Here is a 13,847-nt window from a genome sequence, read left to right as displayed (position 1 = left end):
GAATGGTGATGAAATGGAAAGAGATGAAAGACAGCTATTAATAGATATATCAGCAATGTACTATTTAGAAGGTATGACCCAAAACCAAATAGCCAAAGAAGTGTATTTATCAAGACCTAAAGTGTCCAGATTACTGAAAAAAGCAAGAGAAGAAAACATAGTAGACATAAACATAAATTACGAGAGTGATACGCTTAGAAGGTTAGAAAATAAGATAAAAGCGAAATTTAATGTAAACAATGTAGTAATTGTAAAAACGCTAAAAAACTATGAAGATACAGTTGAAGAAATAGGAAAAGCAGCAGGTAAAGTGCTCCTAGAAGAAATTAAAGAAGGAATGACGATAGGCATATCTTGGGGAAATACGATGAGAAGTACAGTATCGCAAATGAAAAAAAAGCATATAAAAGATGTCAAAATAGTTGAGCTTTTTGGAGCAATAGGGTATGACATGGGTGAAGCTGATATGCTAAGTATAGGTACGAAACTATCCTCTAAAATAGGAGGAAAACTATATCCATTACCAGCACCGATATATATAGAAGATAAAAATACAAGAGAAGTATTAATTAACAATCCAGTAATAAAAGGTTCCTTAAACATGATAGAAAACTGTGATATAATATTTAGTGGCTTGGGAGTAATCGAAGAAAACATGCCTCAGACAATATGGGATTTATATATAGAAAAAGAAACAAAAGACAGAATAAAAAAGAGTGGCGGAGTAGGTTTTTTGTGTGCTCACTTTATTAACGAAAATGGAAAATTTCTAGATTTAGATATAAACCAAAATATAATAGGAATAAAAACAGATAGTATAATGAAGAACAAAATATTCCTGGTAGCAGGAGGCATGAGAAAGTCAAAAGCAATACATGCAGTACTAAAAGGTGGACATATAGATACATTAGTAAGTGACGATAAGACATTAAGTCAGGTATTATTATTATAGAAAAATTATAGGAGTCCTAATATAGGGCTCTTTAATTTTGCTGAAATAATTCTTTTACAATTGCATAAATACTCAGAAATAAAAATTAAGCAAAAATATAGCAAATATTACCTTGGAAATATTTCATTATAGTGTTTAAAAATTCTCAAAACTGCTAATACTTAAATTGAAGCTAATTTTTAGCTTTAGATACATAATAATGGAATAATTTGAGGTGATAATATGAAAAAATCTAAAAAACTGATATTTATAACAAGAATAACTGCAATAATAATTTGTTTAACGTTTTTAATAGCAATATTTTTTAAAGATAGTGATTTAGCACATGTATCAGCAGCAGAAGATTCGTATAAGGAAAAACTAGTAAGATTTCATGTAATAGCAAATAGTGATTCAGAATTTGACCAGAACTTAAAGCTAAAGGTTAGAGATAAAGTATTGGAGAAAATAGGACCTAAAATAGAAAATATAACAGACATAGAAGAATCTAAGCAAATTATAAATAAAAACTTATCATATATTAATCAAATAGCGAATGAAGTAATAAAAGAAAATGGGAAAGAATATACTGCGAAATCAAGTCTAGAAAATTGTTATTTTCCAACAAAAAGTTATGGTGATATAGTACTTCCAGCAGGAGAATATCAAGCGGTTAGAATAGTTCTAGGAAGCGGAAAAGGAAAGAATTGGTGGTGTGTGATGTTTCCTCCACTATGCTATATAGACGTAAGTAATGGATTAACGGACAGAAGATCACATGCAGAACTAAAAAGCGTATTAACACAAGAAGAATACAATAAAATAGTGAAAACAGAAGGTGTAAATTCAGATATAAAATTAAAGTCTAAAGTAGCAGAGATATTAGAAGAGACCAAGATAAAGTTAGCTAATGTATTTATTGGATCAAGATTAAATTAAATTTGTTACCATGATGACTTTGTCATCAATTTAAACAACTCCATACGGAGTTGTTTTATTTTGCTTAATAATTCAATTAACTTAGTATAAATAATGAAGTATTTACAAAAAATAACCATTATAAAATACGCTATACAAGGAGGTCATAAAATTGAAAAAGAAATTACTAGTATTCTCACTAGTAGTACTAACAATATTATCTGCTACATTAGTGTATACTTACAGGCAAACAACAATAGATACTTCGAAGATTCATCTAGCAAGAGCTATGTCTTCGAGAAATCTATATTGGGGAGCAAGAGGAAATGATGTTAAAGAAGTACAAACGAAACTAAAAAGATGGGGGTATCTTAAAGGTTCAGTAGACAGTATTTATGGAGAAAATACATACAGGGCTATAATTAATTTTCAAAACAAAAATGGTTTAGTCGCTGACGGTATAGTTGGACCAAGAACATATGCAGCTTTAGGCATAAATGTCACAAAAGCAGAACCTTCAAAGAGTGTAAATAACAATGACAATATATACATGCTAGCAAGAGCAATACATGGAGAAGCAAGAGGAGAAGTTTATATTGGTAAAGTTGCAGTAGCAGCGGTAATACTCAATAGAGTAGAGCATCCATCTTTTCCAAATTCCATAGCAAGTGTTATATACCAACCTGGAGCATTTACAGCAGTGAGTGATGGTCAAATAAATTTATCGCCAGACCAAGAATCAATAAAAGCAGCAAAAGATGCTATGAATGGTTGGGATCCAACTTATGGATGCAGATATTATTGGAACCCAGCAACAGCAACAAGTAAATGGATATGGTCAAGAGAAGTGATAGTAAAAATAGGGAAACATTGGTTTGGAAACTAGAGAGGTGATATAGTGAAGTTTAAAAGATATGGAGCAATAACGATAGTACTTAGTTTACTATTAGTAATATCAATAGGATGGGGATATATACAATATAGAGAGAAATTGAAATTCAAAAGAGGTCTGAATAGCCAATATCAAAGATACTTTTATGATATGAAAGATAATATAGAAACAGTGCAAACATCATTAGAAAAGTCTTTGCTTTCAGAATCAAAAGAGAGAAATATACTATTATTATCACAGATATACCATCAGGCTTCATTTGCGCATGATAAATTAACACAACTTCCATTAAGACATGGTGAATTAAAAAATACAGAGAAATTCTTAAATCATGTAGCTGATTACAGTTATTCATTAATACAAGATCATATCAATGAAAAAGAGTTAGATGACAAACAAAGGCAGACACTATTTAAACTACAAGATTATTTGAGCACATTCACTAGAGAATTAGAAGATACATTTATTAAAATAGCTAACGGAGACATAGATTTTAGTACAGTACAGTATAATGATAAAGAAATAAAAAAGGCAAACAAAGTAATGTTGCACTCAGGAATGTCTAAATACGAAGAAGAACAAATGACAGAATACCCAGAGCTCATATACGATGGACCATTTTCTGACCAGATATTAAACATGAAGCCTCGTGGTTTAGGGAGTGGAGCTATAGATATAAAGAAGGCAGAAGAGATAGCAAAAACTTTTCTGAAATACAAAAATATTAGTAAAATAGAACCTTTAGAAATGGGTGATGAACTAAAATCAGTTAGTATTCCTGCATATACCTTTGATATCACATTAAAAGATGAATCCAAAACATATATAGGTATAAGTAGAGTAGGTGGCAAAGTAATATGGATGGAACACAGTAGAAAAGCTGAGAAACATGCTATAGCAGCAGAAGATGCTAAACAAATAGGAAGACAGTTTTTAAAGGAAAAAGGCTATGAGAGTATGGAAGCTAATTATATGCAAGAATATCAAGATTATGTACTAATAAATTATGCATATAAGCAAGGTGACATTACAGTTTATTCTGACTTGATAAAAGTTAAAGTAGCGCTTGATAATGGAGAGATAATAGGCATGGATGCATCAAATTATCTAAAGAGTCATCACAAAAGGGATATCGAAAAGCCAAAACTGTCAAAAGAACAAGCAAGAGAAAAAGTTAGATATAGCTTTGATATATCAAAGTCAAGACTGACCATTATACCCGATAGAGGAGCAAAAGATGTACTCTGTTATGAATTTAAGGGAGAGTATAAAGGATTTGACTATATTGTATATATAAACGCAAATACAGGAAGAGAGGAAAAGATACTTAAGGTAATAATCACAGATAATGGTGTGCTAATGATGTAATAACATAATACACTAATAAGAAAAACAATCGCTGAACCAATAAAGATACGAATAACCACAAGACCCATAGAGAATCTAAAATAACCAATAAAAAAGCAAAATAATATAAGAAAAAGAGAGAGAAATTGTAATCAATAATTCCTACTCTCTTTTTTAGATTTAAAATCTAGTATTTACAAATAATTTTATCTAAACAAATGACCAGCCTACTAAAAGAGCACCAGTAACTACAGTAAGAATAATAACTAACTTAATAACATATTTTATCCACTTACCATAAGGAACTCTACCAATTGCAAGTGCACCCATTACAACTCCGCTTGTAGGTGTCAACAGATTTATAATACCTGAAGCTGATTGGAAGGCAGTTACTACTATGTCTCTTGCAACACCTGAAAAGTCCCCAAGTGGAGCCATAATAGGCATAGATAAAGTGGCAAGACCAGAAGTAGATGGTACCAATAATGACAATGGGAAATAGAATATATATGTCAGTACAGTAAATCCTGCAGCACCAGCTTTAGAGAGAGAGTTTTCTCCGTAATTCAAAATAGTAGCAGTGATATTACCATTATTCATTATATAGGTTATACCTCTAGAAACACCAATGATTAAAGCAACAGATAAAAGATCTTTTGCCCCATCAATGAAAGAATCAACTATTTCTTTTTCCTTCAACCCACAAATTATACCTAATATGATACCAGATACTAAGAATAAAGCAGATAATTCAGGGAACCACCAACCAAGAGCAGGTAAAGAGGTCAAATTAATATAACCTAAATCTAGTTTATCAAAAGGAATAACAGAATAAATCATTATAATAAAGGTTATAGCAAATAAAAATAATGCAACCTTTCTTCTGAAATTTAATTTAGGCATTTCAGTTTCATTTTGATGAGACGTAAAATGCTTAATATTGCTTTCTCTCATATCTGCAACTAAAGACTTAGAAGGGTCTGCTTTTACTTTAGCGGCATACTTCATAACATAAACTACAGCAACAATATATGATACTATAAGTATAATTACCCTAAGTAATAATCCATCACTAAGATTGATACCAGCAAAACCAGAAGCAATACCAGTAGCAAATGGATTTGCTGTTGATCCTAAACAACCAACGCCTGCTCCAACCAATATAACAGAAACTGCTGTAACAGCATCGTAGCCAGCAGCTATGAAAATAGGTAAAACCAACGGATAAAAAGCTATAGTCTCTTCAGCCATTCCATATGATGTACCACCTAAAGCAAATAACCCCATCAGAATAGGGATCATCAATTTTTCTCTGCCTTTCATTCGATGTACGACGTTAGATATACCAGCATCAATAGCACCTGTCTTCATAACAATACCCAAAAAACCACCAATAACTAAGATAAACAAACAAACATCCTTAGCATCAAAGAAACCATTAATAGGCGCACTTACAACTTGGTAACTTTGAGGATTAGAATCAACAGTATGATACGTACCCGGAATAGGGGCGTTATCATCATTCATATTGTATTCACCAGCTGGAATAATCCAAGTTGATATAGCAACAATAATTATAATAAGAAATAAAATAGTAAATGCACTAGGCATTTTAAATTTTTTCATGGAAATCCTCCTGTTTGATAAAATTTTCACTAATCTGAAGTATAAAAATAATATTTAATAAAGTAAAAAACAGTATAAAAATAAAAATTATTTATTTTACAATATTATAAATACAATGATTGTTTTATACTAACAGATAAAAATGAGAATTACTTTGTAATATTATTATTTGTCAAAATAAAATAATTATATATTTTTTGAAAAATATATTAATATAATGCAACGATTTAAAGCGTTAAAATATATAATTGTCAAAAAACCATAGAAATCACTAGTATTATACCAGTGATTTCCTATGAATTTTGTTGATTTAAAAATCAATTACCTATAGATGTATAGTTGTACCGCTATTACCTTTTAAAGCTTCTTTGGCTTTCCCTAATGAAGCAATAAGTGCTTTTCTGTTAGGCTTTGACTCTGCAAATTTAATAGCTGCTTTAACCTTAGGAAGCATACTTCCTGGAGCAAAGTGTCCTTCTTCAATATATTCATAAGCTTCTTTGACAGTGATATCAGCTAAATCCTTTTGATCAGGTTTTCCAAAGTTGATAGCAACTTTATCAACTGCTGTTAAGATTACAAGCATATCAGCATCTAAATCTTCAGCTAATTTCTCAGAAGCTAAATCTTTATCAATAACAGCTGCAACACCTGTTAAGCCATTTTTATCTTGAACAACAGGGATACCTCCACCGCCAACAGTTATCACTATATGACCTGCATCAATAAGCGCTTTCACAGAGTTCAGTTCTACTATCTTTTCAGGCATAGGAGAAGCGACTACACGTCTATAACCTCTGCCAGAATCTTCAACAACATCATATCCTTTTTCGCTAACTAACTTATCAGCTTCTTCCTTAGTGTAAAAAGGGCCAATAGGTTTAGTAGGATTTTTAAAAGCTTCATCGTCTTTAGATACAACTACTTGTGTAACTAAAGAAACTACAGGGGTATTATTTCCTCTTCTCTTTAATTCATCACCTAAACATTGTTGTAAATGGTAGCCTATCATACCTTGACTCATAGATCCGCATACATCAAAAGGCATAGCAGGAGTAATATCGTTTGCAGCTTCATTTTGCAGAACGATTCTACCTACCTGTGGGCCATTACCATGGGCTATAATTAATTCATAACCTTCATCAATCATGTCAGCTAAATAAACAACAGTACTTTTTATAACTTCCAGTTGAGACTGGGAAGTAGCAGGTTTGCCACTTTCTTGTAATGCATTTCCACCTAAAGCAACAACAACTTTTTTCATTGAAATCCCTCCTGTTAAATCTAATTACCTAAAGTAGCAACCATAACAGCTTTTATAGTATGCATTCTGTTTTCAGCTTCGTCGAATACTACAGAGTGCTTACTTTCAAACACGTCATCAGTTACTTCCATTGCGTCAATATCGAATTTATCATATATTTCTTTTCCAACAGTAGTATTTAAATCATGGAATGCTGGTAAACAATGCATGAACAATACTTCTTCGTCAGCGTTTTTTATCATAGACATATTTACTTGATAAGGTAATAACATTTCTATTCTCTTAGCCCAAACTTCTTCTGGCTCACCCATAGATACCCAAACATCAGTGTAAATTACATCTACTCCTTTTGTTCCTTCTTCTACTGAATCTGTTAAAGTAATAGTAGCGCCAGTATCTTTTGCTATTTCTTTTGCTTGAGCTACTAATTTTTCTTCTGGGAACAATTCCTTAGGAGCTACTATTCTAAAGTCCATTCCCATCTTAGCTGCACCAATCATTAGAGAGTTACCCATGTTGTTTCTTCCATCTCCAACATATGCAAATTTGATGCCTTTTAAGTGTCCTTTGTGCTCAATTATAGTTAAGAAGTCAGCTAATATTTGAGTTGGATGGAATTCATCAGTTAATCCATTCCATACTGGTACTCCTGAGTATTTAGCTAGAGCTTGAACTTTTTCTTGTGAAAATCCTCTATATTCTATACCATCGTACATTCTCCCAAGTACTCTTGCAGTATCAGCAATAGATTCTTTTTTCCCCATTTGGCTACCTGTTGGTCCTAAATAAGTCACTCCGGCACCTTGATCCATAGCTCCAACTTCAAAAGCACATCTTGTTCTCGTAGAAGCTTTTTCAAAAATTAAGGCAACATTTTTGCCTTCCATAGTTTTTTGTTCAGTTCCTGTGTATTTTGCTCTTTTTAAATCTCTAGATAAATCTAATAAAAATTTTATTTCCTTTGGCGTAAAATCCAATAATGTTAAAAAACTTTTTCCTCTTAAATTAACTGGCATTTTTAAATTCCTCCTCAAAATAACATTTGTAATGAATTGTATTTATAAATAATTTATTATAAATTTTCTCTAAACAAAGGCATACTCATACATCTAGGGCCACCTCTACCTCTTGAAAGCTCTGAACTAGGTATAACATGTATCTTAATACCGTTTTCCTCAAGTAACCTATTGGTCACGTGGTTTCTTGCGTAAACAACAACTTCACCAGGTGCAATTGCAAGCGTATTAGAACCATCATTCCACTGCTCTCTAGCAGAATCAATAGGATCTCCACCAGCACATCTGATTAAAGTAACATCTTCAAGGTTAAGATGATTTTTTAATGTTTCCTCTAGAGTAGCTTCTTCTTTAATTATTTTTAATCCAGAAGGAGCAGAAGCATCTTTTGTAATAGAAAATACAGTCAGAGGTCCTTCTATCTCTGGATGAATAGTGAATTTGTCGTAGTCTACCATAGTGAAAACAGTATCTAAATGCATAAAGGCTCTTTTCTTAGGGATATCAAATGCTAGTACAGTTTCAAAACCTTCATCACTTGAAAATATTTTTGTAGCAAATTTTTCAATAGCACCAGCATCAGTTCTTTCAGATATACCAATTGCTAAAACTTTATTACTTAAAATCAGCTCATCGCCACCTTCAATTGCTAGTTCTTCATTTCTGTCATACCAGAGTGGCACATCACAATCTTTAAACCTTGGGTGGTAATCAAAGATGTACTTTGCATAAATAGTTTCTCTATTTCTTGTTACAGTCCTCATATGATTTAAGGTAATACCGGATCCAATAGTTGCAAAAGGATCTCTAGTAAAGTATAGATTTGGCATAGGATCTAAAACAAATGGATAATTAGTAGAAGTAAATTCTTCTAGAGAAACAGGTTTAAAGTCATGTAGCTCAGTAACTCTAATACCAGCCATTGATACATCAATTAATTCTTGATTATCAAATTTTGATAAATACTCCTTTAAAGTAGCTTTTAAACCAATACCTCTGATGTTTCCTTCATCAAGAAATTGAGATACAAACTTTTCTCTGACAGCAGGATCACTAATAGCTTCAGCAGCTAGTTTTTCAAGATACAATACTTCAACACCATTGTCTCTTAGTACATCAGCAAATGCATCATGTTCTTGACGAGCAACCTCTAAAAAAGGGATGTCATCAAAAAGTAACCTTTCCATTAAATCAGGAGTTAAATTTTCGATTTCCTTACCAGGTCTATGAAGTAGTACGGTTTTTAACTTTCCTATTTCGGATGTAACATTCAATGCTTTCTTGCTAAACATAATATCCTCCCTCTATGAATAAAAATGTATATATATAAATAAAAATTTGAAATGAAATTGCCTAAATTTATAAGGATTATCCTATTACACTCTAGTATAGACACCATGTCCATGTGTAGTATTGTGAATAAAACATGTATAAAACATAGTAGAACAAATCCTTTAACATCATTATAAACCCAGTTTTATACTATGTCAAATTGTTAGAAACATTATAAATATAAAAAACATGCATAAAAAAACAAAACATAAATATACATTTTATCTGAAACATTGGAAAATAAACAGGCTCCATATCTTATTGATGAAATAGCGTATAATTATAATTAATATTTATAAATATTAAAAAATAAAATTACATCAAGAAAAATATCACAAAATGCAAAATGTTGTAAAATAAGTATGGCTATCATGTGAAAATTCGGAGATATTATTAATAAGTAAAACTTATACACATTAATTAAGAATCCAAAAAATCATAATAGATAAATCTATACAAGTAAAAACTATACATATATAATGTAGATAGGATAATTAAAAATAATTTATGAACTTACTTTAAAATAGATTTATGCTACAATCGAAAGGAGATACAAAGTGAAAGACGTAAGACTAAAAATAATAGGGAAGCAAACAGATTTAGAGGGAGAAGAAAATGTAATAGAATTCGTTACAGAGGGAAAATTCTACAAAAAAAAAGGAGCATATTACTTAGTATATAATGAATCAGAAATCTCTGGAATGGATGGCTCAACAACGACCTTAAAAATACAAGATGAAAAAATACAAATGAAAAGATATGGAAGTAATAAATCAAAACTTATATTTGAAGAGGGAAAAAGACACGAATCAGAGTATGCCACAGCATACGGAGAAATGACATTGCAGGTATTGACTAGTAAGCTAAATGCAAATATATCAGATAGTGGAGTAGGAAATATATCTGTATTTTATAGATTAAACATAGCAGAAGTAGCCGAAAGTAATAATGCATTATCAATAGAGATAATGTAGGAATGACTATGTATAGCATATCAACAGAATTACTTAATAGAATTAAAGAAATTCTAAATACAGATATCAGTGCCAAAATAAATGTACCAAAATTATTTGAGCATGGACATATGATGAGTAATATAGCGCTAAAATATTCAACTGCAAACAATATAGAGCCAATAGAAGTTTATAACAAAATCAAATCAAACATATGTTATGATGAGTTCAATATAGACAAAATGGAGTTCAAAGAACCGGGATTTATTAACTTTGTATTTACAAATGAATGGTTTAAGGAATATGGTTACTATATAATTGATAATGGCTTAATAAATGAAAATAGTAATTTAAAAGTTGAAAACAAACGACTGACTGATAGAGCATATATAATAAAAAGGCAAATGGACAATATAATGCAGTTAAAAGGGATAGACAAAAAAGTAGAAGTTAAAAAATACGATGTAAAGTCATTTGTAGTAGATGAAATACGACTTGATAAAATAGAAACATCACAGTTGTTTTTTTATGCATGTTGCAGAAATAGAAGCACACATGTAAAAATAAAAAAAATTTGTAAAAATGACCTTAGCAATCCATACAAATATATGACCTATATAGGAACAAGAGTGAATAATATTATAGATAGGTTATCAAAAGAAGGATATGATTGGGGCAACATAATATCTAAGTATTTGTTTGAAAAAAGTGAAGTAAGAGAAATATTTAAGGCTTGTTTATCAATAGATACTTCAATAAACGAAGCAATCAAAAACTACGAACCATACAAAGTATTTGCAGTATTAAAACAGCTATGTGATATATTTTATAGCTACAATAGTAAACTTTTAATCAGAGATTTAAATAAAGAAGAAATAGAGATAGTTTTATTTGTATTAAAGGTATTTGATAAGATATATTTTGATATTGTTAAGCTATTAATGATTGTATAACGTGCCTAAAAATCGGCAAAGTGCCGAAAATTGAGCAAAGGAGGATTTGAATGAAAGATCTTTTCTTTAGAGAAAATATTTTTGAGATATTGGATTACATAGATGAAGGAGTACATATAATAGATAATCGTGGAAATAGTGTATATTACAACAAAGCTGCACAAAGGCTAGATAGAATTAATAAGAACGATGTAATGAATAAGCATTTATTAGATATATACCCATCATTATCTGATGAAACTAGTACATTATTAAAAGTAATCAATACAAGAAAACCTGTTTTCAATGTAGAACAAACCTTTATAAATTACAAAGGAGATAAAATAACTACAATTAATTCCTCCATACCAATAGTTGCAGGTAATAAGCTTAAAGGTGCGATAGAAATATCAAAAGACATAACACAAGTAAGAGAATTATCAGAAAAAATAATAGATCTACAAAGTGAGCTTTTAAAAAATGATATTAGTGATGGTTTAATAGAAGATGAAACTATTTGTACTTTTATGGATATAATAGGACAAAATCAAACAATAAAAGAATTAAAACAGGTGGCATTAAAAGCTGCAGAGACAGATGTGCCAGTGCTGATTTATGGAGAAACAGGGACAGGAAAAGAGCTTTTTGTTAGGGCTATTCATAATACAGGAAAGAGAAAAGATAAGCCGTTTATAGCACAAAACTGTGCTGCTTTGCCAAGCAATTTGCTAGAAGGAATATTATTTGGTACAGTAAAAGGTAGTTTTACAGGAGCAGTTGATAGACCTGGACTTTTTGAACTTGCAAATACAGGAACGATATTTTTAGACGAAGTGAATTCAATGCCATTAGAACTGCAAGCAAAGCTTCTACGAGTCATACAGAATAAGACAATAAGAAGACTAGGGTCGTTAAAGACAATAAAAGTTGATGTACGAATAATAAGTGCAGTAAACGTGCCACCAATTGACGCCATAAATACAAAGAAGCTCAGAAATGATCTGTATTATAGACTAAGTGTAATTAATCTAGACATACCATCATTGTCAGAGAGAAAAGAAGATATTCCTTTACTAGTAAAGCACTTTATCAATAAAAGCAACTATAAATATAACAAATCAACCAAGCGCGCTACAAAAGAAGTAATGAGTATATTTACAAATTATGATTGGCCAGGGAATGTAAGAGAACTAGAACATACGATAGAAGCAGTAATTTCGTTAAATGATATAGAAGAAATAAAAGAAAGTCATTTGCCACAAAAATTCAAGCGTATAAGTGCATCAGTTAATAAGTATGATAATTGTTCGCTTAATGAAGCTGTGAGTAAGCTAGAAGAAAATATGATAATTAGTGCTTTAGAAAAGACAAACTGGAATACCTCAAAAGCGGCAAAACTTATAAATGTGCCCAGACAGACACTGCAATACAAAATATCTAAATATAATATAAAAAGAAGACGTGCCGAAAATTAGGCATGTTTTTTTATGTTTACCTTAAAAATGTGTATATTACTATATTGCAAAGTTGGCATAGAAATTGCACATATTATTAAAGGATATTATTTATTTAAGTATAATGAGGGGGAAAAAAAATGAAAAAAGGATGTCCTTATGGAACACATAGAGTAATTGAGCCAGCGGGTAAATTACCACAACCAGCAACTAAAATTGATAACAAAATGGAATTATACGATAACGAAATACTAATAGATGTGCAAACACTGAACATTGATTCAGCAAGCTTTACGCAAATTAAAGACCAAGCAAATGGAGACATAGAAAAGATAAAAGAAATTATGTTAGGGATAGTAGCAGAAAGAGGTAAGCATCAAAATCCTGTAACAGGTTCGGGTGGAATGCTTATAGGAACAGTAGAAAAGATCGGTTCTGCTTTAGAAGGAAAAATAGATTTAAAGGTTGGTGACAAGATAGCAACATTAGTATCGTTGTCATTAACTCCACTTAGAATAGATGAGATACACGAAGTTAGAAAAGATATAGATCAAGTAGATATAACAGGAAAAGCTATATTATTTGAAAGTGGGATATATGCGGTTATACCAAGCGATATACCAGAGAATTTAGCTCTATCAGTATTAGATGTAGCAGGAGCACCAGCACAAACAGCAAAATTAGTTAAACCAGGAGATACAGTATTGGTAATAGGTGGAGCAGGAAAATCGGGAATGTTATGTCTTTATGAAGCTAAAAAGAGAGTAGGAGTAACAGGAAAAGTTATATGCTTAGGTCATAACGAAAAGAGTTTAGAGAGAGTTAAAAAAGCAAACTTAGCAGATGTATATATAAAGGCAGATGCAACAGATGCAGTAGACGTACTTAATAAAATTAGTGAAGCTACAAATGGTCAAATGGCAGATATAACAATAAATAACGTAAACATACCAAACACAGAAATGTCGAGCATATTAGCAACAAAAGATGATGGATTAATATATTTCTTTAGTATGGCAACAAGCTTTACAAAAGCTGCCCTAGGAGCAGAAGGAGTAGGAAGAGATACAACTATGATTGTTGGTAATGGATATACAAAAGGGCACGCTGAAATAGCATTACAAATAATGAGAGAAAGTATGACTCTAAGAAAAATATATGAAGAATTGTATGCATAAACCT

General features: G+C 31.1%; 12 protein-coding genes. 8 read left to right on the top strand and 4 right to left on the bottom strand.

Annotated elements, in window-relative coordinates; genetic code table 11:
- The first annotated feature begins 13 nt into the window (after positions 1 to 13).
- From P3X86_RS17090 to ypeB, 4 genes are all read left to right on the top strand, one after another.
- Positions 14 to 952 (top strand): sugar-binding transcriptional regulator, encoded by a 939-nt coding sequence (locus tag P3X86_RS17090; protein ID WP_483293942.1) that lies wholly within the window; start codon positions 14 to 16, stop codon positions 950 to 952.
- 222 nt (positions 953 to 1,174) lie between these two features.
- Entirely contained in the window at positions 1,175 to 1,870 is a 696-nt protein-coding gene (gene spoIIR, locus P3X86_RS17085; RefSeq protein ID WP_483293941.1) for a stage II sporulation protein R, read from the top strand.
- A gap of 151 nt (positions 1,871 to 2,021) precedes the next feature.
- Positions 2,022 to 2,735 (top strand): spore cortex-lytic enzyme, encoded by a 714-nt coding sequence (gene sleB / locus P3X86_RS17080; protein WP_483293940.1) that lies wholly within the window; start codon positions 2,022 to 2,024, stop codon positions 2,733 to 2,735.
- Between the two features lie 12 nt (positions 2,736 to 2,747).
- Entirely contained in the window at positions 2,748 to 4,109 is a 1,362-nt protein-coding gene (gene ypeB, locus P3X86_RS17075; protein ID WP_483293939.1) for a germination protein YpeB, read from the top strand.
- Between the two features lie 189 nt (positions 4,110 to 4,298).
- Here ypeB and P3X86_RS17070 read toward each other — a convergent pair whose 3' ends face one another.
- From P3X86_RS17070 to arcA, 4 genes are all read right to left on the bottom strand, one after another.
- Positions 4,299 to 5,699 carry a YfcC family protein gene (locus P3X86_RS17070; RefSeq protein ID WP_483293938.1) on the bottom strand — a complete coding sequence of 467 codons (1,401 nt, stop codon included), beginning with the start codon at positions 5,697 to 5,699 and terminating at the stop codon, positions 4,299 to 4,301.
- Positions 5,700 to 6,039: 340 nt separating this feature from the next.
- Positions 6,040 to 6,978, bottom strand: a complete 939-nt coding sequence (gene arcC / locus P3X86_RS17065) for a carbamate kinase (protein WP_483293937.1) — start codon at positions 6,976 to 6,978, stop codon at positions 6,040 to 6,042.
- Positions 6,979 to 6,998: 20 nt separating this feature from the next.
- Positions 6,999 to 7,994 carry an ornithine carbamoyltransferase gene (argF, locus tag P3X86_RS17060; protein ID WP_483293936.1) on the bottom strand — a complete coding sequence of 332 codons (996 nt, stop codon included), beginning with the start codon at positions 7,992 to 7,994 and terminating at the stop codon, positions 6,999 to 7,001.
- A 56-nt stretch (positions 7,995 to 8,050) separates the two neighbouring features.
- Entirely contained in the window at positions 8,051 to 9,286 is a 1,236-nt protein-coding gene (gene arcA / locus P3X86_RS17055; RefSeq protein ID WP_483293935.1) for an arginine deiminase, read from the bottom strand.
- Between the two features lie 597 nt (positions 9,287 to 9,883).
- On the opposite strand from arcA, the gene P3X86_RS17050 reads away from it, so the two are divergent.
- From P3X86_RS17050 to kdd, 4 genes are all read left to right on the top strand, one after another.
- Positions 9,884 to 10,300: a YwiB family protein gene (locus P3X86_RS17050; protein WP_483293934.1), complete on the top strand. Its 417-nt coding sequence runs from the start codon at positions 9,884 to 9,886 to the stop codon at positions 10,298 to 10,300.
- Between the two features lie 8 nt (positions 10,301 to 10,308).
- A complete protein-coding gene (locus P3X86_RS17045) occupies positions 10,309 to 11,232 on the top strand; it encodes a DALR anticodon-binding domain-containing protein (RefSeq protein ID WP_483293933.1) in 924 nt (307 codons plus the stop codon).
- Positions 11,233 to 11,282: 50 nt separating this feature from the next.
- On the top strand, positions 11,283 to 12,686 hold the full coding sequence (locus tag P3X86_RS17040; RefSeq protein ID WP_483293932.1) for a sigma-54 interaction domain-containing protein: 1,404 nt from the start codon (positions 11,283 to 11,285) through the stop codon (positions 12,684 to 12,686).
- Between the two features lie 119 nt (positions 12,687 to 12,805).
- On the top strand, positions 12,806 to 13,843 hold the full coding sequence (gene kdd, locus P3X86_RS17035; protein ID WP_483293931.1) for an L-erythro-3,5-diaminohexanoate dehydrogenase: 1,038 nt from the start codon (positions 12,806 to 12,808) through the stop codon (positions 13,841 to 13,843).
- Positions 13,844 to 13,847 lie beyond the last annotated feature (4 nt).

Source organism: Abyssisolibacter sp. ZYX002, from assembly GCF_056892235.1.
Note: the sequence above shows the minus strand (reverse complement) of the source record. Positions and strands in the feature narration are given on the sequence as shown.